This is a genomic window from Pseudomonas sp. Pseusp16, from assembly GCF_047324915.1.
In the GTDB taxonomy this organism is placed as follows: domain Bacteria; phylum Pseudomonadota; class Gammaproteobacteria; order Pseudomonadales; family Pseudomonadaceae; genus Aquipseudomonas; species Aquipseudomonas fluorescens_CD.
On the sequence record NZ_CP168522.1, the window covers coordinates 413,753 to 435,939 of the forward strand.

18 protein-coding genes are annotated in these 22,187 nt (G+C 62.7%); 9 read left to right on the plus strand and 9 right to left on the minus strand.

Annotation, left to right across the window (positions count from 1 at the left end; all coding sequences use genetic code 11):
• Positions 1–103: 103 nt before the first annotated feature.
• The 3 genes from ACEN8Q_RS01765 to ACEN8Q_RS01775 are packed head-to-tail and all read left to right on the plus strand — an operon-like array spanning position 104 to position 2,968.
• On the plus strand, positions 104–943 hold the full coding sequence (locus tag ACEN8Q_RS01765; RefSeq protein WP_413704398.1) for an SDR family NAD(P)-dependent oxidoreductase: 840 nt from the start codon (positions 104–106) through the stop codon (positions 941–943).
• Positions 930–1,856 (plus strand): alpha/beta hydrolase, encoded by a 927-nt coding sequence (locus ACEN8Q_RS01770; protein ID WP_413704399.1) that lies wholly within the window; start codon positions 930–932, stop codon positions 1,854–1,856. The genes ACEN8Q_RS01765 and ACEN8Q_RS01770 overlap by 14 nt, the downstream gene beginning before the upstream one ends.
• On the plus strand, positions 1,853–2,968 hold the full coding sequence (locus ACEN8Q_RS01775) for a 3,4-dihydroxy-2-butanone-4-phosphate synthase (protein ID WP_413704400.1): 1,116 nt from the start codon (positions 1,853–1,855) through the stop codon (positions 2,966–2,968). Before ACEN8Q_RS01770 ends, ACEN8Q_RS01775 begins: the two co-directional genes overlap by 4 nt.
• Positions 2,969–3,388: 420 nt before the next feature.
• Here the strand turns inward: ACEN8Q_RS01775 and surE are convergent, their stop codons facing one another.
• The 3 genes from surE to ACEN8Q_RS01790 all read right to left on the minus strand — a co-directional run bounded on the left by surE (position 3,389) and on the right by ACEN8Q_RS01790 (position 7,425).
• Positions 3,389–4,366 carry a 5'/3'-nucleotidase SurE gene (gene surE, locus ACEN8Q_RS01780; protein WP_413704401.1) on the minus strand — a complete coding sequence of 326 codons (978 nt, stop codon included), beginning with the start codon at positions 4,364–4,366 and terminating at the stop codon, positions 3,389–3,391.
• A gap of 78 nt (positions 4,367–4,444) precedes the next feature.
• On the minus strand, positions 4,445–5,824 hold the full coding sequence (locus ACEN8Q_RS01785) for a DUF1329 domain-containing protein (protein ID WP_413428782.1): 1,380 nt from the start codon (positions 5,822–5,824) through the stop codon (positions 4,445–4,447).
• Positions 5,825–5,847: 23 nt separating this feature from the next.
• Positions 5,848–7,425 carry a DUF1302 domain-containing protein gene (locus ACEN8Q_RS01790; RefSeq protein WP_413704402.1) on the minus strand — a complete coding sequence of 526 codons (1,578 nt, stop codon included), beginning with the start codon at positions 7,423–7,425 and terminating at the stop codon, positions 5,848–5,850.
• A 266-nt stretch (positions 7,426–7,691) separates the two neighbouring features.
• On the opposite strand from ACEN8Q_RS01790, the gene ACEN8Q_RS01795 reads away from it, so the two are divergent.
• Complete coding sequence (locus ACEN8Q_RS01795; protein ID WP_413704403.1) at positions 7,692–9,434, plus strand: FAD-binding protein; 1,743 nt, start codon at positions 7,692–7,694, stop codon at positions 9,432–9,434.
• Positions 9,431–10,309, plus strand: coding sequence for an SDR family NAD(P)-dependent oxidoreductase (locus ACEN8Q_RS01800; protein ID WP_413428779.1), 879 nt, complete (start codon positions 9,431–9,433; stop codon positions 10,307–10,309). Before ACEN8Q_RS01795 ends, ACEN8Q_RS01800 begins: the two co-directional genes overlap by 4 nt.
• Positions 10,310–10,563: 254 nt before the next feature.
• On the opposite strand, the gene ACEN8Q_RS01805 is transcribed toward ACEN8Q_RS01800, so the two are convergent.
• From ACEN8Q_RS01805 to ACEN8Q_RS01830, 6 genes are all read right to left on the minus strand, one after another.
• Complete coding sequence (locus ACEN8Q_RS01805; RefSeq protein WP_413428788.1) at positions 10,564–12,144, minus strand: FadD3 family acyl-CoA ligase; 1,581 nt, start codon at positions 12,142–12,144, stop codon at positions 10,564–10,566.
• 72 nt (positions 12,145–12,216) lie between these two features.
• A complete protein-coding gene (locus tag ACEN8Q_RS01810; RefSeq protein ID WP_322615449.1) occupies positions 12,217–12,963 on the minus strand; it encodes an SDR family oxidoreductase in 747 nt (248 codons plus the stop codon).
• 213 nt (positions 12,964–13,176) lie between these two features.
• Positions 13,177–14,265: a 2Fe-2S iron-sulfur cluster-binding protein gene (locus tag ACEN8Q_RS01815; protein WP_413704404.1), complete on the minus strand. Its 1,089-nt coding sequence runs from the start codon at positions 14,263–14,265 to the stop codon at positions 13,177–13,179.
• A 13-nt stretch (positions 14,266–14,278) separates the two neighbouring features.
• Positions 14,279–15,034: a glucose 1-dehydrogenase gene (locus ACEN8Q_RS01820; protein WP_413428786.1), complete on the minus strand. Its 756-nt coding sequence runs from the start codon at positions 15,032–15,034 to the stop codon at positions 14,279–14,281.
• Positions 15,022–16,701 carry an FAD-binding protein gene (locus tag ACEN8Q_RS01825; protein WP_413704405.1) on the minus strand — a complete coding sequence of 560 codons (1,680 nt, stop codon included), beginning with the start codon at positions 16,699–16,701 and terminating at the stop codon, positions 15,022–15,024. The genes ACEN8Q_RS01820 and ACEN8Q_RS01825 overlap by 13 nt, the downstream gene beginning before the upstream one ends.
• A 9-nt stretch (positions 16,702–16,710) precedes the next feature.
• Positions 16,711–17,226 (minus strand): flavin reductase family protein, encoded by a 516-nt coding sequence (locus ACEN8Q_RS01830; RefSeq protein ID WP_413428784.1) that lies wholly within the window; start codon positions 17,224–17,226, stop codon positions 16,711–16,713.
• Positions 17,227–18,309: 1,083 nt separating this feature from the next.
• On the opposite strand from ACEN8Q_RS01830, the gene ACEN8Q_RS01835 reads away from it, so the two are divergent.
• From ACEN8Q_RS01835 to ACEN8Q_RS01850, 4 genes are all read left to right on the plus strand, one after another.
• The gene (locus ACEN8Q_RS01835) at positions 18,310–19,494 is read left to right on the plus strand and encodes a flavin-dependent monooxygenase (protein ID WP_413427846.1); all 1,185 of its coding nucleotides are present in this window, start codon (positions 18,310–18,312) and stop codon (positions 19,492–19,494) included.
• Between the two features lie 123 nt (positions 19,495–19,617).
• On the plus strand, positions 19,618–20,739 hold the full coding sequence (locus tag ACEN8Q_RS01840; RefSeq protein ID WP_096510012.1) for an LLM class flavin-dependent oxidoreductase: 1,122 nt from the start codon (positions 19,618–19,620) through the stop codon (positions 20,737–20,739).
• Positions 20,740–21,248: 509 nt separating this feature from the next.
• Positions 21,249–21,608, plus strand: a complete 360-nt coding sequence (locus ACEN8Q_RS01845; RefSeq protein WP_413427845.1) for a DUF6124 family protein — start codon at positions 21,249–21,251, stop codon at positions 21,606–21,608.
• A gap of 338 nt (positions 21,609–21,946) precedes the next feature.
• Positions 21,947–22,186: a hypothetical protein gene (locus ACEN8Q_RS01850; RefSeq protein ID WP_413427844.1), complete on the plus strand. Its 240-nt coding sequence runs from the start codon at positions 21,947–21,949 to the stop codon at positions 22,184–22,186.
• Position 22,187: the final 1 nt, after the last annotated feature.

A 22,187-nucleotide genomic window follows, 5' to 3' on the forward strand; every position in this document is an offset into this window, starting at 1 on the left:
GATTCTGCCGGCCCTGTAAAAGCGGGCATCGTCTGAATGGACGATGGCTGCTTCAAGCAGGCCCGCTCTACTGGCGCCATTGGACCCATGGCAGGAGTTGGCGATGAGTGATGAACAAGGGCCGGTAGCGGTGATTACCGGGGCCGCCAGTGGTATTGGCCGTGGCCTGGCCGAACACGCGGCGACGCTGGGCATGCGCCTGGTGCTGGCGGATCGGGATGCAGCGGGCCTGCAAGCCCTGTGCGACGAATTGAAGGCCCGCGGTGTGCAAGCGAATGCCTGCGTCACCGATGTCGGTGATGTGCAGCAGGTCGAGCGCTTGCGTGACCGGGCTGTCGAGCACTTTGGCGGGGTCGACCTGCTGTTCAACAACGCCGGCGTGATGCAAACCGGCTTCAGCTGGGAAATCACCGAGGCGCAATGGCAACGCATGCTCAACGTCAACCTCAACGGCGTGATCAACGGTATTCGCTGCTTTGTGCCGCTGCTGCTCAGTCAGGGCCGGGCAGCCCATGTGATCAACACCGCGTCCCTTGCCGGGCTGGTCAGCAGTCCGTTGATGGCGCCGTACAACGTGACCAAGCAGGCGGTGGTCGCGCTCTCGGAAACCCTGCATTACGAACTCGCCATGCTCGGTGCGCCGGTGTCGGTTTCGGTGCTGTGCCCGGGGCCGGTGGCCAGTGAAATCATGGCGTCGAACCAGGTTGTGGACACTGCCGGATCCGACTTCAGCCAACTGCTCGACAGCACCATTCGCCAGGGCATGACCCCGGCTGAACTGGCCGCGCAAGTGTTCGCCGCCGTCGCGCAAAAACGCTTCTGGATTCTGCCCCACAAGGGTTTCAAGGCGGCCCTTGAGCGCCGGGTACAAAGCATCCTGGGCGAGACCAATCCGCAGTTTCAAATGGCCGACGTAGAGGACGATGCCCATGCCGCTCGATAAGCAGATCGCTGGCGTACTCCAGCAGTTTCGCGACATCCCGGAACCTGATTTCAGCCAGGTCGATGCCGCCCTGTACCGGCAGTTCTCCGACAACCTGCTGCCGGCCATCCCCGGCGATCCGATGAGCGAGGTGCGCGACCTGCGGGTGGCCGGCGCGGACGGCGAGCTGGATGCACGGCTGTATCGGCCCTCGGATGAGCCCAACCTGCCGTTACTGGTGTTTTTCCATGGCGGCGGATTTGTCATGGGCAATCTCGATACCCACGATAACCTGTGCCGTTCGCTGGCCCGCCAGTCCGAGGCCGTGGTGGTGTCGGTGGCCTATCGACTGGCGCCGGAACACAAGTTCCCGGCAGCACCGCTCGATTGTTATGCGGCGACTTGCTGGTTGGTCGAACAGGCGGCCGAGCTTGGTTTTGATGGCAGCCGTCTGGCCGTGGCCGGCGACAGTGCCGGGGGCAATCTGGCGCTGGCAGTCAGTCAGTTGGCGGCACAACGCAAGGGGCCGAAGGTCAGTTATCAGTGCCTGTTCTACCCGGTCACCGATGCGGGTTGCGACAGTCAGTCCTTCGAGGAATTTGCCGAAAGTTATCTGCTGTCGGCGAAGGCGATGCGCTGGTTCTGGGAGCAGTACCTGCAAGACTCGGCGCAGGCCGATGACCCACTGGCCTCGCCGTTGCGTGCCGGGAACCTGGCAGGCTTGCCGCCGACCACGTTGATCACTGCCGGGTTCGACCCGTTGCGGGACGAGGGCGAGGCGTTGGCCGAGTGCCTGCGCGAGGCTGAAGTAGCGGTGCGAGTGCAGCGCTGTGAAGGCATGATTCACGGTTTCATCAGCATGGCGCCGTTTGTCGAAGCAGCCGCGCAAGCGTTGTCAGACGCTTGCGCCGATCTGCGTGGAGCCCTCAAGTGAACGGCCTGACTTTCCATAGCGTGCCGCAACTGATCGAAGCCATCGGTGCTGGTCAGATGGTGGTGATCACCGATGACGAAAACAATGGCGAAGGCTCGTTGCTGATGGCCGCCGAACAGGCCGGGGCCGAGGCCGTCACCTTCATGGCAGTGCAGGCGCGCGGGCTGATTTGCCTGGCCCTGACCGAACAGCGCTGCCGTGCGCTGGGCCTGGACCTGATGGTGCCCAACTCCCGGGCGCAACATGGTGTGGGGTTTACCCGCTCCATCGAAGCGGCCACTGGGGTGTCCACCGGTATTTCGGCGGCGGACCGGGCGCGGTCGATCCAGGTGGCGGTCGACCCGGCCAGCGGTCCGGCGGACCTGGTGCAACCGGGGCATATTTTCCCGGTGCAGGCCTTGCCCGGTGGCGTGATGCAGCGGGCCGGGCATGTCGAGGCCGCCTGCGACCTGACACGTCTGGCGGGCCTGCAACCGGCGGCAACCCTGGTGGGGATTCTCAACGAGGACGGCGAACTGGCCCGTGGTCCCGAGTTGCATGGGTTCGCCCAGCGGCATGGGTTGCGGATCGGCACCATTGCCGATCTGATTCACTACCGCATCCTGCATGAAGGCACGATCGAGCGCGGCGGCGAGTATCCGTTGCATACCCGCCACGGCGAGTTCCAGGTGACGACTTATCAGGACACCTATCAAGGCTCGTTGCACCTGGCGCTGGTAAAAGGCCGGATCGACAGCTCCCGACCGGTACTGGTGCGGGTGCAAAGCATCGAGACGTTGCGTGATGTGCTGGGGAGTGAAAGCGAGAGCGGGGCGCAACAGTGGACCCTCGAGCGTTCGCTGGCGAGTATCGCTGCCGCCGATTGCGGCGTACTGGTGTTGCTGGCACAGAAGGAAACCGCCGACGGCGTGCTCGAACAGTTGCGCCAGCGCAGCGGCGGTAAACTGCGTACACCGCAATTCCCGCAGAGGACCCTGGGCATCGGCGCACAGATCCTGCGCGACCAGAACGTGCGCAAAATGCGCCTGATGAGTTCACCAGTGCCGTACAAGGCGGTGTCCGGGTTCGATCTGGAAGTGACCGAGTTTGTGCCGTTCCAACCGGCAAACTGAAACCAGCACAAAACCCTGTGGGAGCGGGCTTGCTCGCGAAGGCGGCATGTCAGGCGATGTAGAGGTTGGATGTGCCGGCCTCTTCGCGAGCAAGCCCGCTCCCACGGTAGTTTTTGGGTGGCCACAGGTTTTGCGTACACCCGCCGACCCTGTGGGAGCGGGCTTGCCCGCGAAGGCGGTATGTCAAGCGATGTAGAGGTTGGATGTGCCGCCTCTTCGCGAGCAAGCCCGCTCCCACGGTAGTTTTTGGGTGGCCACAGGTTTTGCGTACACCCGCCGACCCTGTGGGAGCGGGCTTGCCCGCGAAGGCGGCATGTCAGGTGATGTGGATGTTGGATGTGCCGGCCTCTTCGCGAGCAAGCCCGCTCCCACGGTAGTTTTTGGGTGGCCTGCAGGTTTTGGGTACACCCGCTCCCACAGTCAGGGCTTGATGCCCTGAAGTATTTTCTTCGCCTGATCCTGCACCGCCTCCGGTGCGGTCATGTTGCTGTCGATCACGGTGATCACCGCGTGGCCTTGCCACAGTTGATAGGCATCGGCCTTTTGCTGGATGGCGGTCGGTGTCGAGGGGGCAGAGAGGTTGACATGGACCACGCCGTCGGCGTCGCGCTTTGAGGTGAAGTTCACGCGATCCCAATTGCCGATCGGGGCAAAGCTTACGCCTTTGACTTCGCCTGGCGGCAGCGGCGGGTAGTTGAGATTCAAGCCGTTCACCCCCGGCAGGCCCAGTACATTCAGCTCGCACGAGTGTTTGTTTTTGGCGCAAGCTTGCCTGGCTTCGACGCCTGCCAGGCTCGCCTGCTCGATCACCTTGACGGCAAACCGCGCCGTGTCGTCCATGGCGCCGAGGGTCTTGCTGTAGCCGGCCTGCTGGTCGCGGATGATCAGGTCCATGTCGATGGCCGTGGACACCGCCACCGCCGGAATTCCCTTGAACATCGCCCGTACCGCAGCGTTCAAGGTGCCGGACATCTGCGTCAGCGGGCCGACGTTTTCGCCAAAGTTGCTACCCGATACCACCAGGTCTGGCGGCGAATCCTTGAGGATCACGTCAAGGCCGACGTTGACCGCATCCACTGGCGTACCGATGGCAGAGGTCTTGCCGGCAGGCGGGGTATAGCCCTGCGGCGGCCCGACGCAAAATTTGCCCGGCGCCAGTTCATTCACCGCCAGGGCCTGGCCGGGCACGACTACGCTGGCGGCGCTGATGCCGCTGCTGTCGTTCAACGGGCTGACCAGCGTGACCTTGTGCCCGGCAGCAGTCAGGGCGCGGTACATCGCATCGATACCCGGCGCGCGGCAGCCATCGTCGTTGGTCAGCAGGATGTTCAGGGCGTTGGCTTGCATCGACAGGCCAACGCTGGCCATGGCGATGATGCCGGTGAGGAGTTTGTTCATGGGCAGTATTCCGTGGGCGGCGCGGATTTCACAAAGCAAAACGCCCCGACCGAATGAATCGGTCGGGGCGTTCAGGTTTTAGCGGGTGCCGAGTTTGCGCAGGTTGCCAGGGGTGAATTCGTCTTCGGTGAAGGCGGTGGCGTTGAGCTTGGCCGGTTTCTGATCGACCAGCATGCGGTCAACCAGGTAGGAGCCGGCGATCAGGTCGTGGTAGATCCCCAGTCGAGCGTGGTAGCGCTGCATCTCGTAGGCGTAGATCGAGGTCTGCATGTTGGTGCGCCACAACTGGCCACGGCTGTCGTAGTTGTCGGCCATGGTCGCGGACCAGGTGTCCTCGTCCAGGTACAGCACGCGCTTGGCGTACACGTGGCGGGCACCTTCCTTGAGGTTGGCCTGCAACACCCAGACTCGGTGTTTCTCGTAGCGCATGTACTGTGGATCGATGTGACCGGTGGTGGACAGGATCTGGTCGGCCGTTACGCTCGGGTCGTCGATCTTGTAGTTGTGGTACGGAATGTAGATTTCCTTCTTGCCGACGATGGTCCAGTTGTAGCGGTCCGGCGCTCCGTTGAACAAGCGGTCTTCGTCATACACGCGGAAACCGCCGGCGCCGGTCGGCGAATCGTAGCCCACGGTCGGCGCGCGACGTACCCGGCGTTGCCCCGGACTGTATTGCCAGGCCTGGCGCGGCGAAGCGGTCGGATTGATGAACTCGTGACCGACCACGATCTCGCCTTTCTTGCGCACCGGTTCCAGGGTGGTGAGCAGGAAGTGTGTGAATACACCGTTCGCGGCCTCCGGGGTTTTGTCCGGGCTCGACCAGATCGAGAAGATCTTGTAGTTGACCTCTTCCAGCACCTTTTCCTTGTTGGCGTACACCACCGCCTGTTCGTAATTGGCCTCTTCAGTGCTGGCGCGCCCCTGCAAGGTATGGTTGAACATCAACTCGCTGCCGTTCTTCGGGATCGGGAACGGCGAGGCACCCCAGGCGTTTTTCGTGTCGTTGTTGTCATTGTCGAGTTCGGCAGTGACGGCGTTTTTCTTGATCTGGTCTTCCAGGCGCTGATCGAGGCGGAAGTCGCGGTGGCTCGGGTAGACCGGGATCTTGAAGGTATCCGGGTAGCGCTTGAACAGCGCTTTCTGGCCATCGGTCAGGTTGTCGGCGTACTTGTCCATGTTCTTCGAATCGATCACGAACAGCGGTTTTTCCGCGGCGTACGGGTCCGGGTACGGCGTGCCGGGGCCGGCGTATTTGAGTCCTGGTGGCAGGCCGCGCCATTTGCCCGACCAGGCCGGGATGCTGCCGTCGGCGTTGCCGGCTTTTTCGGCACCCATCGGGGTCAGGTCCTGGCCCAGGCGGGCGGCTTCTTCGGGGCTGACCTTGGCGTAGGCCAGGCCACTGCCGAGCAGGCCGACGGTCAGCGCAGTGCTCAATAATGTTTGGGTGAATCTGGACATGCTGTGCTCCTCCGATTGGGGAATCAGAACCGGTACTTGAAGTTGAGCGCGACGTTGTCGCGGTCGGCCAACGGGCTGTTGTTGGCGTTGCCGAGGTAGGCGTTGTAGCGAGCCTCGACGGTGAAGTTGCCGAGGTAGCGCCACGAGCTGCCGATGCTGGCGCGGTTATCGTTCTGGCCAGCGTTGATCGAGCCGACCATCGAACTGTCACCATGGGCAGCGGCGCTGAAGGTGACAGGCACCGACATGTCCCAGCCGCTGAACACGTCGTTGTAGTCAAAGTTCGCCTGCACCGTGTAGCCCCAGGCATCGCGGTCATAGACCAGGCTGTCGGTGCCCGGCAGCGAGAAGCCCGGCGCCAGGGCTACCGGCTGCGACTTGTCGTTGCTGATCACGGTGTTGTAGACCAGCTCGCCGGTCAGGGTGGTGTTGTCCGCCCAGGACGTCGGGCCGAGCACGTAGATCATCGACGTTTGCGCCTGCACGGTTTTGCCACGCACAGGGCTGGAGAAACCGTTGTTGACCATCACCGGCGTACCGTCGCGGTAGCTGACTTCACCGGCCCAGCTGACGTCGCCCAGCACGGTGGCGAAGCTCGCACCGAACAGGTCGATGTTGTCGAAGTAGCGCATCTGGTAGCGGCCCAGGGTCGAGGCGAAGTCCAGCGACGGGGTCTTGTCGTGGTAACGCGAGTAGTAGATGCCGAACTCGGTGTTGTTCAGCGACTCGGCGGCGTAGGTGAAGGCCAGACCGTACTGGCCGCTGTCGCTCGGTTTGTCGTCCTTGAGGCGGGTGACGAAACCGGAGGCGTCGTTGAAACCACCCTCGTCGATGAAGTCGGTGGTGGAGAAGTAACTACCCACGCCGAACAGCTCGGTTTTCTCCCACTTGTATTGGTAGTAGGCCTGGATACCCAGGCTTTCGGTCAGGGCGAACTGGGTGAACAGCTGGCCGACCGGCAGCAGGATTTCCTTGACCTCGACGCCCGGGGTGGTTGCCTTGGTCGCGTCCACCGGGCTCTGGGCTGCGGAAATACCCGGGTAGAACAGGCTCTCACCCCAGCTCACCACCTGGTTACCCAGGCGCGCGTTGAGGGCATGGCCGCTCACGTCCCACGTGCCATAGGCGTAGTAGTCGAGCATGCGCAGTTCATTGCGATGCTGGTCGATGGTGTCCTGGGGGAAACGGTCGGGCTGGCTGCAATGGCCGCCGGCAAAGCAGTTCGAGGTGCCGGTGGTGTTGTCGTTGTCATGATCGTAGACGTTGTCGTAGAAGCCCGTCGCCCGGACGAACACGCCGTAATCGTCTTGCCACTTGATGTTGGCTTCGGTGAGAAAGCCGCTGCGGTTGTTGATCAGGCTGCCTTTGTCGAACGCGTTGTCGCCGTCGTTGCCGTTGGCATTGGCGGTCAGTTTGTGATCGCGCGACTCGGTCCGCCAGGCGAGGCTGTAGGTCAGTGTGGTGTCCCAGTCGATGCTCAAGTCTTCGCTTGGCTGAAAGCTCATGGCGTTAACGTGAGCGCTTAGCCCGCCAGCCAGCAACAGCAAAGCCAGCTGTACGCGAGGGTGCTGTGTTGGTGGGGCGATTATTGTTTTTATCATGTCGTCCTCATGGCCCAGGTCAGACCTGCCCGACCTTCATTTCAGGGGGGTGATTGGTGCTGTGGGCGACTATGGAGTCACGACTTGCGCGCAACATCGTCCAAGCGGACTACGCGATTTGCAGGGGGTAGTTGCGGTGTTCGCCTTAGTCCCATCGGACGATGAACACCCGGCGCGCGCGGCGAACAATCCCGAGACCGACTGCACCGGGCGAAGATCCGGCGGTGGCGGTTTCTGCCTGATGGGCGCTGAACAAGGGTGATCGCATGAACGCTGCCGGGATCAAATGGGACGAGTGCTGTGATGTGTTGGTGATTGGCTCGGGAGCCGGGGGCATGACCGCTGCGCTGCGCGCCCATGACCTGGGCCTGAATGCGCTGCTGATCGAAAAGAGCGGCGAGTACGGCGGCACGTCGGCGGTATCCGGTGGCGGCATCTGGATCCCGGACAACCACCGGATCAAGGCCCTCGGCGGCAGTGATTCGGCGGCCGAAGCGATTGCCTACATCCGCGCCGTGACCCATGGCGAGATCGACGACGGGCGCATCGAAGCCTATGTCGAGCACGGTCGGGAGATGGTCGAATACCTGGAAAAGCACACCCGCGTGCGCTTCGAGGCGCAACCTCGCTACGCCGATTACTACCCGGAAGTCGAAGGCGGCAAACCGGGTTATCGCTCGATGGATCCGCAACCGTTTGACGCCGCCGAACTGGGCGAAGAGTTCTTGCGCATGCGTGCGCCGTCCCCCGGCACCCTGATGATGGGGCGCATGGCGATGACCATGAAAGAGGCGCAAGTGCTGCTGTGTCGTGGCCCCGGCTGGTTGCGCCTGACCCTGCGGGTGATGTGGCGCTACTGGCGTGACCGTGAGGGCCGGCGCTTGTCGCGCCGCGACCGCTTCCTGACCCTGGGCAATGCCTTGATCGGTGCCTTGCGCTGCTCGTTGCAGGATCGCGGCAAATCGCTGTGGCTCAACTGTGCACTCGAAGAGCTGTTGCTGGTCGGCGACCGGGTCGGTGGGGCGCGGGTCAATCGCAACGGCCAGTTGCTCAACGTCAAGGCGCGCTACGGGGTGATCATCGCCGCCGGTGGTTTCGAGCGCAATCAGGCGATGCGTGAGCAGTACTTGCCACAGCCGTCCCAGGCCAACTGGAGTGCCACGCCGCCCAACAATACCGGTGACGGCATTCGCGCCGGCCAGGCCATCGGTGCACGGACCGCGTTGATGGAACACAGCTGGTGGGCGCCGACTACTTACGTCAAGGGCGAAGAAAAGCAGCGTGCATTGTTTGTCGAACGCACCTTGCCCGGGTGCGTGATGGTCAATGCGGCGGGGGAGCGTTTCGTCAACGAAGCCGCGCCCTATACCGATATCGTTTATGCGATGTACGCCAACAATCGCGAGGGCGCCGCGAGCGTGCCGTGCTGGATGGTGTTCGACGCCGAATTTCGACGCAAGTACCCGTGCGGTGCCTTGCTGCCGGGTTATGCCCAGCGCGATTGGCAATTGCCCGAGCACCTGCGCGACTATTTCCACAAGGCGTCGAGCCTGGAACAGCTGGCGACGAAAATCGGCGTCGACGGCGCCGGGCTGGTCCGCACCGTGCAGCGATTCAACGGCATGGCCGTGCAGGGCGTCGACGAGGACTTCCACAAGGGCGAATCACTGTTCGACCGCTATTACGGCGACCCGAACGTGCAACCCAATCCGTGCCTGGCACCGTTGCTCAAGGGGCCGTTCTACGCCGTGCGCATCGACGCCGGCGACATCGGCACCAAGGGTGGCCTGCTGACCGACGTGCACGCCCGCGTGTTGCACGAGGACGGGCAAGCGATCAACGGCCTGTACGCCATCGGCAACAGCGCCGCCTCGATGATGGGCCGCACCTATCCGGGTGCCGGTTCGACCATAGGCCCGGCCATGACCTTCGGTTACCTGGCGGCCAATCACATCAAGCGCCATAGCGAAACCGCTTCAGCGAAAACCTTGTTCGGGAGTGTTGAATGAACAGCCAGCGTTCACAGATAGCCGTAGTCACCGGCGCCAGTCGCGGAGTGGGGCAGGGCATTGCCCTGGCCCTGGGGGCGGCGGGCATGACGGTGTATGTCACCGGTCGTGCTCCGGCGCAGGGCGGGTCGAATTTGTATGGGCATGCCTTGCGCGGTTCGCTGGAGGACACCGCCGCCGCGATCACCGCTGCCGGAGGGCACGGTATCGCGGTGGTCTGTGATCACGCCGATGACACGCAGGTCCGGGCGCTGTTCGAGAGAGTCGAGCAGGAATGCGGGCATCTGGATTTGCTGGTGAACAACGCCGCGTTCATTCATGACCAGTTGATCGAGCCAGGACCGTTCTGGGCCAAGCCGCTGGAGCTGGCGCGCATTCTCGACGTCGGTCTGCGCTCGGCCTACATCGCCAGCTACTACGCGGCACCGCTGTTGCTGAAAAGTGCTCAAGGCCTGATTTGCTTCACTTCGTCATTCGGCGCCGGCTGCTACATGCACGGCCCGGCGTACGGCGCGCAAAAGGCCGGAGTCGACAAGCTGGCGGCCGACATGGCGATCGATTTCGAAGGGCAGGGCGTGGCGGCGTTGTCGCTGTGGCTCGGCCCGCAACTGACCGAACGCACGAAGATTGCCGGCGAACAGCATGGCGAGCAGTACCAGGCGTTTCTGGCCCACGCTGAAACCCCGCAATTCAATGGGCGGGTGATTCATGCCTTGCTCAATGATCCGCAGTTGATGGCGTTATCCGGGCAGACCCTGATCACCGCCGAAATCGCCCCCGGCTACGGCATCAGCGAAGCCGAAGGCCGCCAGCCACCGTCCCACCGCGCCATGCTCGGCGACCCGCGCCAGCAGCATCCGGCGCGGGTGGTCTGACTCGGTCATCACGGCACACACAAAACCTGTGGGAGCGGGCTTGCTCGCGAAGACGTCGGTACATCCGGCATTGATGTTGGCTGACACTGCGCCTTCGCGAGCAAGCCCGCTCCCACAGTTGAACTGTGTCGGGCGGGAAATTTGTGTACACCCTCGAACATTGTAGGAGCTAGCCTGCTCGCGATGGTCTATCAGTTGCATTGATGTCGACTGACACACCATCGCGAGCAAGCTCGCTCCTACAGGGATTGCGTTTAGTCGGCTGGCTGCAGTGCCCACTCGCGCAGCACATTCTTGGTCACTTTCCCTGCCGCATTGATCGGCATGCTCTGCAACACCTGCACCCGGCGCGGAACCTTGTAGTTGGCCATCTGCTCACGGCACCAGGCGAGGAACCGCGCCTGTTCGATTTCCGCTCCCGGCGCAGGCAGCAGGAACGCCATCGCCACCTCACCCAGACGCTCGTCAGGAATACCGATCACCGCTGCCTGGGCCACGCCCGGATAGGTCAGCAGGCACTGTTCGATTTCCGCCGGGTACACGTTGAAACCACCGGTGATGAACATGTCCTTGAGGCGGTCGGTGATGCGCAAGTAACCCTGTTCGTCGAGCATGCCGATGTCGCCGGTGTGCAGCCAGCCGTCGGCGTCGAGTATTTCCTGGCTGGCTTCGGGGTTGTTGAGATAACCCTGCATCAGGTTGTAGCCGCGGATCTGCACTTCACCGGGGATGTTCGCCGGCTGGCTGCGACCGCTGCCGCCGACACAGCGCACTTCCACTCCTGGCATCGCCCGGCCACTGGTGTTGGCGACGAGTTCCGCGGAGTCGCCGGAGCGGCAGATCGTGGCGAAACCGCAGACTTCCGTCAGCCCATACGCGGTGACGATGGTGGCAAATCCGAGTTCGTCGCGCATGCGGTGGATCATCTCCACCGGAATCGCCGCCGCCCCGGTCACCGCCACGCGCAAGGAGCCCAGGTCGAAATCGTTGCGTTGCGGATGGGCCAGCAACGATTGATACAGCGTCGGTGGCCCGGGCAACACGGTGATGCGTTCACGCTGCACGCATTCAAGCACGGCCTGCACGTCGAACACTTGCTGCGGCAGGAGGGTGCAGCCACGCATCAGCGCTGCCAGCCAGCCGGCCTTGTAGCCGAAGGAATGGAAGAACGGGTTGACGATCAGGTAGCGATCGCTCTCGCGCAAACCGACGATATCGCTCCAGTCGCGCACGATACGCAGGTTCTGGCCGTGACTGGTCATCACGCCTTTGGGTTTGCCGGTGGTGCCGGAGGTAAACAGCACGTCGGACAAGGCCTGCGGGCCAACGCTTTGTTCGCGGGTGCGCAAGGCCAGTTGCGGCACGTCGGTCGCCAGATCCATAAACCGCTCCCACGCCAGGGTGCCTGAACGGGTGCCGCGCAGGCTGACGATGTGGCGCAGCTCAGGCAGGTCTTCCGACGCGAGCATGCCGGGGTAGTCCGCGCCGAGGAATTCGCCGATGGCAAACAGCACGCAGGTGCCGCTTTCGCGCAGGATGTAGCCGGCCTCGCTGCCCTTCATCCGGGTGTTGAGCGGCACCAGGGCGGCGCCGACACTTTGCAGGGCGCCGGCGGCGACGATCCATTCCCATACGTTGGGTGCCCAGATTGCCACGCGGTCCCCGACCTGTACGTCGAGGGCCAGCAGCGCTCGGGCCGCCTGGCGGCGCAGTTGATCGAGTTGTCGGTAGCTGATGATGTGGCCCGCGTCCTCGATGGCCGGGCGGTCGCCGTAGGCCTGGGCAGCGTTGGCGAACAGTTGAGCGATGGTCAGTGCGGTGGCGACAGGCGGCATGGGGCCTCCCCGGTTAGAAGACAGTTGCGAAAAAGGGAGTAGGCCGGGCAGGGCGCCCGGCCGGATTGCGAATTACTGGGCGGGCGGGGCGAAACGGCGACCGGCGGAGAAGCCACCGTCCACGGCAATCATCTGGCCGCTGACAAAGGAGGCTTCGTCGGACGCCAGGAACAGCGCGACGTTGGCCACTTCTTCCGGTTGCCCGGAGCGGCTGAGCATGTGCTGCGAAGCGAAGAAGGCGTGGAACGCGTCATTGTCACGAACCATGCTGGTCATCGGCGTTTCGATCAGGCCCGGGCACAGGCCGTTGACGCGAATGTTGGCGTAGCCGTAGTCGATGGCCATCGAGCGGGTCAGCTGGTTGATGCCGCCCTTGGACACGTTGTAGGCCACGTTGCCGTCGCAGCCTTGCAGACCGAAGATCGAACCGACGTTGATGATCGAGCCGCCGCGTTGCGACACCATCGACTCCAGCGCGTACTTGCTGGTGAGCATGCTGCCGGTCAGGTTGATGTCCATCACCCGTTGCCAGTTGGCGGTGGTGGTCTGGGTCACGCTGCCCTGGTCGGCGACGCCGGCGGCGTTGACCAGTACATCGATGCGCCCGAAGCGGCTGATGACTTCTTGCATGACCTGCTGCACCTGCGCTTCGTCGCGCACATCCAGGGTCATGAACAGGCCGGGAAAGTCCGCCGGTGCGCTGCCGATGTCCAGCCCGACCACTTGCGCGCCTTCGGCCGCGAAACGGCGCACGCAGGCCAGACCAATACCCGAAGCGCCGCCGGTGACCACCGCGACCTTATTCTGCAAACGAGCCATAACTGCACCTCTTTATTGTTGTGGGCTAATGCTGTGGCCGAGTCTAACCGTAGACCGGGCCTGAGTGATCGTCCAATGAGACTAAGCAGATCTGTGGGAGCGGGCTTGCTCGCGAAGAGGCCGGCAGCCTCGACATCATCGTTGTTTGACACCCCGCCTTCGCGAGCAAGCCCGCTCCCACAATTGATTGGATTCCCCCGTAGGAGCGTACCCTCAATCCGGGAATTTAAGGCGTACCTTCACCCCGGTCGGGCGGCTCTGGCAGGCCAGGGTCCAGCCTTCGGCCAGCTCCTTTGGGGTCAAGACGTCGTTGCGCGCCAACTGGACTTCACCTTCCTTGACCACGCACATGCACGCCCCGCAAAAGCCCTCTTCACAGGAGGACGGCACGTCCAGGCCCGCCGCCTTGCAGCTTTGCAGGAGGGTATCGCCGGGTTGGCAGGCAATTTCGTGTTGCTGGCCGTCGAGTTCGACGATCAGCGCTTCGCACTGCGACCCCATCGCTGCCTCGCGAGCGAGGGCTTCTTCGGCCAGCAGTTCATCCGGGTCCGGTGGTGAAACGAAACGTTCGACATGGATGCGGTCGGCGGCCTCGCCCAATGCCAGCAGGGTGCGCTCCACGGTGTCCATGAACGGTCCCGGCCCGCAGATGAAGTAGTCGCCGCCGGCCGATCCGCGCAGCAGATGACGGACCTGGTGGTCCGTCAGAAAACCCTGCACCGAATCGAGGACGTGCACTACGTGCAGTTGATCAGGATGCGCCTTGATCAACCGGCACAGCTCGTCCTTGAAAATCACCGACGTTTCATCGCGGTTGGCGTAGATCAACTTGATCGGTCGCCGGCTGCTGTGCAGCACCGATTTGAGAATGGAAAACACCGGGGTGATGCCCGAACCGCCCCCGAACAGGACCAAGGGCTTTTCGGTGTCCGCCGACTGCTGCGGGTCCAGGCAGAACAGCCCGGCCGGTGGCAGCACCTCCAGCCAGTCGCCGACCTGCACCTCGTTCATCCAGTTCGACACCCGGCCGCCGTCGACCCGTTTCACCGTGACCTTGGGCAGCGCGTCCGCGAGGGGCGAGCTGGCCATGGAATAGCAGCGGGTCAACAGTTTGCCGGCCAAGGGCACGCGAAAACTCAGGAACTGGCCCGGTTTGTAGCGAAAGCGCTCACGCAGGTCTGGCGGTATATCCAGCACCAGCGAGCGCGCGTCAGCGGTCTCGTCGATCACCGCACACACTTGCAATGAGACACTTGCCGTCGTGTGTTCGGCCGGGGTCAGGTTCTGTTGTTGCGTGCCCATGTTCACCTCGACCTCAGAGCCCGCTGATCAACTGCGCGTTGTCGACGCGGATCTCGGCACCGTTGACGAACCGCGACTCGTCGGTGGCGAGGAACAGCACCACGTTGGCAATGTCCCGTGGCGCGGCCATGCGGTTCATCGGGTCCTGGTCCAGCACTTCCTGCGGGATCGCCTGGCCACCGGCCAGAGCCTGGGTCATCGGCGTGTTCACGCCGTCCGGGTGCACGCTGTTGCAACGGATGCGGTAGCCCTGCTGCTTGCAGTGCAGGGCAATGGAGCGGGTCATCGCCGCCACCGCGCCCTTGGACGCCGAGTAGGCGCAGAACATCGGCATCGCGCCCAGCGCCGCGACCGACGACATGTTGATGATCGAACCGCCACCGGTTTCCTTCATGGCCTGGATCGCGTATTTGCAGCCGAGGAAGTAACCGTCGCCGTTGATCTTCTGCACCTTCTGCCACAGCTCCAGCGTGGTGTCCTCGATGCTGCCCAGGGCCAGGATCGCGGCGTTGTTGACCAGCACGTCGAGACGGCCGAAGTGTTCAACAGTAGTTTTCACCACGTTCTGCCAATCGCTTTCGCTGGCGATGTCGTGGCGGATGAACAGCGCGTTGGCGCCGATTTCCGCGGCGACCTGGCGACCGGCTTCTTCGTTGAGGTCGGTGAGTACCACTTTGGCGCCTTCGCTGGCCAGCAGCAGGGCGTCTTCGCGACCGATGCCGCTGGCGGCGCCGGTGATGATGCAGACTTTGCCTTCTACACGTTGCATTGTTGTTCTCCTGATCGTGCGGTTTGAAGTGCGAATTGGTCGGCCACGTGGGCGGCAGCCCGGCGACCGGAATAGATGCAATCGGCCAGGGACAGGCCGGAGACATACAGGTTGGAGGCGACACCGACCGCGTTGCGTCCGGCGCTGTACAGGCCATGGATCGGCTGACGGGCGTGGTCCAGCACCCGACCGCTGGCCTCGCAGACCTTCAGCCCGCCCAGGGTGATGACCGGGCAGGGGAACAGGCGGCTGGTGAAGGACAGGTCGAGGGCGTACCACGGACCCTGGTCGAGGTTGGCGAGCATCGCCGAGGACTTGCCGAACTCGTCCGCCAGTTCGCCCCGCGCCGCGCGGCTATAACGTTCGACGCTCTGGCGCAGCAGCTCCGACGGCAGGTTGCAGCGTTTGGCTAACCCGGCCAGGCTGGTGCTGCGTTTGGCGTTGAACAGCAGGTTGAGCAGCACCGGCAGGCGCTGGAAATTCCACACCTTGCCCGGGCCGACCTGACTGAGTGCTTCTCGAACCAGCGCCCGATTGAGAATCAGAATGGCCCGGCCGTCCTGTTCTTCGACCATGGCGTGGCCGAGGGTCGCTCCGTAGATTTCTTCGTTGGCGTAGCGCTGTCCACGGGCATTGACGATCAGCCCGCGGGCCCAGGCCAATGGCGGGTTGATGAAACGCCAGGCGCTGACCTTGTCCATCCGCGCCACGCTGCCTCCGGCACTCTGGCCCAGGGCGATGCCGCTGCCATTGCACCCGGTGGCGCCCAGCGGCAAACCGGCCAGGTACTGCGGCGCGTGTTGGCGCACCAGATCGCGATTGAAGATAAAACCGCCGCTGCTCAGCAGCACCGCCTGTTCGGCGCGAATCAATTGGCGAATGGCGCTGGTCTGTTCGATGCGACGCTGACGGGCGCGCAAGCGGTCGGCCAACGCCGGAGCGTACATATGAATGGCAGCGGCCCAGCGCGACAGACGCGCATGCTGCCGGGCCGCGCGGCTGCCGGAAGGCAACTGCCAGGCTTCGACACCGATGACCTTGTCGTCGCGGTCGAGCACCAACCGCCGCACTTCGCACTGGCTGCGCAGGCGTGCGCCGTGACGCAAGGCGCTGGCCTTGAGCGGGGCGAACAGACTGGCGCCGGACATGCCCGGACCTTTGGTGCGGTGGCCACGGGGTGCCGGTTTGGCGCTCGCGGCATAGGCCGGTACGGCTTCGTTGCCGGAGTAATAGAGGTAGTACTGGTCACTCGGGTACGAGGTTTTATGCGGCGGCACGCTGGCTTCGAAGGTTGCGCCCTGCCGCTCCAGCCAGGCCAGTTGCTCGCGGCTGCCTTCGCAGAAGTCCCTCAGGGTTTCACCACTGACAGCCTCGCCCACTTCCTGACGCAGGTAATTGAACATGGCGTCGCTGGTGTCTTCATAACCGGCCTGGCGCTGATACGGTGTGCCACCTCCGGCATAAACAACGCCACCGCTGAGTGCGGTGGCGCCGCCTCCTTCGAAACGGTCCAGGGCCAGCACCGAGAGGCCTCGACTGGCCGCTTCGATCGCGGCACAGGCGCCGGCACCGCCGAAACCGACCACCAGCAAATCGCAGCGGTCATCCCATGGCAACTGGTCGGCGCTGTTTACTCGCAACGCCGTCAACCCGTTCATGCCGTCCATGCCCAGGCCTCAGCCGGCGACAGCGAAGGAGGGGATGGGTTTGGCGGTGGTGGTGTAGCTGCCGTCGAGATAGACCAGAGGGGTGATGGCGTCGCTGGTGTGGATCTGCAGGATGCGCCCGATGAATACGGTGTGGGTGCCGTAGCTGAAGTGGCCGTCCTGACGGCAGAGGATCGCCGACTGCGCGTCACCCAGGTAAGGAATGCCGCCGGGGCTGGTCAGCCAGTTGCCACGGTCGAAGCGCGCTTCGCCTTTGATCGCGCCGCTGCACAGGTGTGCGAGGTCTTGTTGCTCGACGCCGAGGATGTTGACGCAGAAGTCCGCGCCGGTCGCCAGTGCGGCGTGGGGCGAGGCGGTCTTGTTGACGCAGATCAGCAGCGATGGCGGTTCGGTGCTCAGTGAGTCTACCGCGGTGGCGGCCATGGCAAAACGTTCGGAGCCGTTGCTGGTGCTGATAATGGTGACTGACTTGGCCAGGCGGCGCATGGCCTGGAGCATGTCGGCTTTGAGGTTGGCGTCGTTCATCGCACTGGGCCTTTTTTTGTTGGGGTGGGTGCGATGGATTCTTGCTCTGGCTCTGGTCTTGAACATCGTCCGAGGGGACTAGGCCTTGGCGGCCTCTGGGCCGATCAGGCTGTTGTTGTGTTGTGTACATATCCGTTGCTGCGGTAACGGCGACTTAGGGTTTCGCCCTTACGGCGACTCACTTTTTTTAACAAGCGCCTTAAAAAAAGTAAGCAAAAAAAGCGCTCGCCCCGAACGTCCGGCCCCTCGCCAGGGCTCGGGGTTCCTTCGCTCCGGCATTCATCCGGGGGCATTGCTCTACGGTTTGCTTCGCTGCACCTCCCTGCAATGTGTTCGACTGCGTCGAACGGCGCTGCGCGCCAGTCCCCGGATGAACGCCTCCACTCAGCCTGCCGAAGGGGCGGGTGGATCAAGATCAAGAGCGGCAGGCGAGCTAACGCTCGGCCTTGTAGGAGCGAGCTTGCTCGCGATGGACGTCAACGATGACGCGGGCTGCCTGAATGCCCGCGGTGTCCTGGCGTTTTTCGCGAGCAAGCTCGCTCCTACAGGGGAACGCGTGCAATTGCGATCAGGCCGGCCGGTAGGCCGCCTCGCTTTGGCTTTGGCTTTTGATCTGCTTGCCCCCTCGAGAGGCTTCGTTCCGGTTCTGCGTAGTGGGTAAACCGGCATGGATGCCGGTTTAGCCGCGTACGGCCATGGATGGCCGATCGCGGCGGGCCCACGGAGCAGGACCGGAGCGAGGGTATGCCGAGCCTGGGCGAGGCACCGAACGTCAGGGGCAAGAGCCCTTGGTTACTTGGGGCCGGGCGGCGCTCCGCTCTTCCAAGTAACCCGCCGTAAGGGCGGAACCCTAAGCCGCCGTTACCGCAGAAACGGATATGTACACCCTAAAAACCCCACACCGTCTGCCATCCAACACCCCCCTTTCAGATGTACCCGATACCTGTTCCCCCAAAACCACATGGTCCGTTTGAGGGATGTCCGCCCGGTCATGCATTGCTTGAATGCCAGTGTAGGGGCGCTACACCCGCCCCGTTGCACGCGCGCCCCGGCGGATGGGGTGAACAAAGGAGAACAATAAAAATGCTCAACCAAGACCTGATTCGCCAGCGTCTGAGCCAACGTGCCCGCGAGCTGGTGCCGATCCTGCGTGAGCGCGCCCTGAATGCCGCGCAAGCCGGCCAGTTGCCCGAAGAAACCCTGAAGGATTTCCAGGACGCCGGGTTCTTTCGCATCCTGCAGCCGGCCCGCTGGGAAGGCTACGAGCTGGAACCCAAGGATTTCTTCGACGTACAGATGACCCTTGCCGAGGGCTGCATGTCGTCGGCCTGGGTGCTGGGGGTGGTGGCGATCCACAACTGGCAGCTGGCGCTGTTTGACGACCGCGCGGCCCAGGATGTCTGGGGTAGCGACTCCAGCGTGTTGATCTCGTCTTCCTATATGCCGGTGGGCAAGGTCGAGCGGGTTGAAGGTGGCTTCAAGTTGAGCGGGCGCTGGGGTTTCTCTTCCGGCAGCAAGCATTGCGACTGGGCGTTCCTCGGTGCGCTGGTGCCGCCGGCAGAGGCGGGCGGGGCGCCGGATTACCGGACGTTCCTGGTGCCGCGCAGCGACTACCAGATTCTCGACAACTGGAACGTCATGGGCCTGGAAGCCACAGGGTCCCATGACATCCTGGTGGAAAACGCCTACGTTCCCGAGTACCGCACCCATCGCGCCCTCGACGGTTTCATGCAGAACAGTCCGGGCAACGCAGTGAACACTGCGCCGCTGTTTCGTCTGCCATTCGGGCAGATTTTCGTGCGTGCGGTTTCGTCGTCCGCTATCGGTGCCCTGCAAGGCGCGGTGGATCAGTTTGTCGAGCACAACCGCGCTCGGGTCGGGGTCAACGACGGTCGCAAAATGGTCCAGGACCCGGCCGCGCAATCGGCGCTGGCCAACGCCATGGTCTGCGTCGACGAGTGCAAGACCGTGCTGCTGCGCAATTTCGCCCTGATGCTGGAGCGTGCGCAGAAGGGCGAGCCGTTGAGCATGCCCGAGCGGGTGAAGATGCGTTACGACTCGGCACTGGTGGCCGACAAGTGCGCCAAGGCCGTTGGCGATCTGATGTTCAACAGCGGTGCTTCGACGATCTTCCGCAGCCACCCGATCAACCGTGCCTTCCGCGACATTCACACCGGGCGCGCCCACGTCGCCAACAGCCCGGCCAAGTATGCGTGGAACCTCGGCGGCGTGAGCATGGGGCAGGACAGCAATGACTTTTTCCTCTGATGGTTTCTGCTGAATCAGCTAGTCCGTTTGCGTGATTCGAGCGCCCTGCCAATACCCGAGCATGGGCGCAAGGCACAGGTCTCTGGCGCCGACTGCGCATCCAAATAAGCACAAGGATCAACCATGAAATTTTCCCTGATTTACGAAGCCCAGACGGTGGACTCCAGCCGCGAAGGCGACCGCAAGATTTTCCAGGACACCGTTGAGCAGGCGGTGCTGGCCGACAAGCTTGGCTTCGACACGTTCTGGTGCGTGGAGCACACCGCGCTGAGCAACTACTCGCACATGTCCGCGCCGGAAACCATGCTGGCCTTCGTGGCGGGTAAAACCGAGCGTATCGGTATCGGTCACGGCGTGGTCTGCCTGCCACCGGCGATGAACCATCCGGTGAAAGTCGCCGAGCGCATCGCCACCCTCGACCTGCTGTCCAAGGGCCGTGTACACTTTGGCGTGGGCAAGGGCGGCACCCAGCAGGAAGCCGGGACCTTCGGCTACGACCTGGCGACCTTGCAGCCGCAGATCGACGAGATGATGTACCTGATCCCGAAAATGTTCGTGCAGGACGAGATCGAGCACAACGGCGACTTCGTGCAGATCCCCAAGCGTCCGATCCATCCAAAGCCGTATCAGGATCCGCACCCGCCAATGTACCTGGCATGCACCAACACCGAGTCGTTGAAAAATGCCGGCGGTCGCGGCATGGGCGCGCTGGTGCTGGGCTTCGGTGGCCCGGAAGAAATCGCCAAGAAGGTCGAGGTGTATCACACGGCCTACGACAACCGCGATGAGAAGAAGCAAGTGGGCTTCCGTCCTAACCGTCACATCGCCGCCCTGTGCCCGGCCATCGTGCTGGAGGACAACGAAGAAGCGCGCCGCATCGGCATTCGTGGTCAGCGCTACTTCATGGAGTCCCTGGGTTACTGGTACGGCGGTGGCGAGCGCCCGGACCCTGAAAAGTGGAAGGACGACACCTTCGTCGATGGCAACGGCCAGAGCGTGATCAAGTCGCGCTTCGCCTCGGAAGAAGTCAGCGTCGACTTCTCCGACCCGACCATGGCGATGATGAACCCCAACCACGCCTACGGCACCGTCGAGGATTGCATCGGCTACGTGCAGCGCCTTATCGATGCCGGCGCCGACGAAATCCTGTTCATCTGCCAGATGGGCACCGTGCCGCAGTGGGCGCAGCTGGAGACCCTGAAGAACATTGGCGAGAAGGTGATTCCGCACTTCCGCAAGGGTTGAAGGTTGACGCTAATGGCGTGAACACCGCATCACCCTTGTGGGAGCGGGCTTGCTCGCGAAGAGGTCGGCACATTCACCATTTATGTTGCCTGACCCACCGCCTTCGCGAGCAAGCCCGCTCCCACAGGTTTTGTGGTTGTTCCCATCACCGATTTGGCCTTTAAACGGAGCCTGTTTAACGGCTGTCAGTGTTACTTGATGAAAGCTACAACACCTTGCGTCGCTGCCTACAGCTACGCCAGAATCCGCCGGCTTGTGCGCCTTGGACCCCCTCGGTAACTTGATTCGCGTCACTGCCCATCAGTGATCGGGTTTAGCAGCTCGGGTATAACCTAAGTCGTACGACGCTTCTATCAGTCAGGTTTTGTGCCTGTATTTTGATGGTGGCTGTACGCAGGGCGCCCTTGGGCGCGCCGGCTTCTTAGGTTCCCCGGTCTGCTAACCTGCGTGCAGCTGCCACCCTCTTCGTTTAGCAGCAGGAGGTTGGCGCATCATTAGGAACCTGAGATATGTTCAAAGTCACACCCAATCCCCCGGACACCGATCCGGCATCCCCGCACGAACCCGATTCCAAAAAACTCAACGAGGCCGCCGAGCGTGCCCTCGCTTACCACTTCCCCTCGACAGCCGACATCAAAGCCACTCCTCGAACAATCAGCACGCTGTTTAGTGTCGACCCTGAGGCCACGACCGAAACCCTGGTGGTCTATCTGGTCGAGACGCTGGCCTCGGTGGATGTGATGGTGCATCAACTGGTGGATCATCTGGAGGGCGGTGACCGCAATGCCCTGCTGGGTATCTCCAACAGCGTCATGCTGGCGGAGATCACCGCGAACCGCGTGCTCGATCAAATCGAATCGCCCGCATAAACCCGCAACACCACCGCCCCCTGTGGGAGCGGGCTTGCTCGCGAAGAGGCCGGCACATTCACCATTTATATTGCCTGACACACCGCCTTCGCGAGCAAGCCCGCTCCCACAGGTTCTGCGGCAAGGTCCCGTCACCAGAGTAGACGGATCAGACACAGCTGTACGAATTCGGAATAACCCATAATCAAGATCAAAAAAATCAGAGACGGCGACTATTCCTACAGGGAATTCTGCGCCTTGACTGAGTGGTCTAGAGGCCGTTTATTCTGCCGTCCTCAACAAGGAAACCGACGTCTATCAACGTTGTTGGCACGCGTCGTTATCAAGGAGGATGGTGTATGTGGATGCGCCTTATTCGTCGGCTGGACCGGGAACGTCAAGGTATAGGTTTCAATCAAAAGACCTTCGAACCAAAACCAAACTATTGCAACCACCTTCATTATGAAACCGCTGCTTTTGATTTTCCCGATCGCTCTCTTCGCTTTCCTCTACATCGGCTTTTACGAAAAGATGGAAGACGCATACCCGGAAAAAGTATTTTTCATCAAGAAAAGTCCGACAATTCAGATGAAGTTTGAA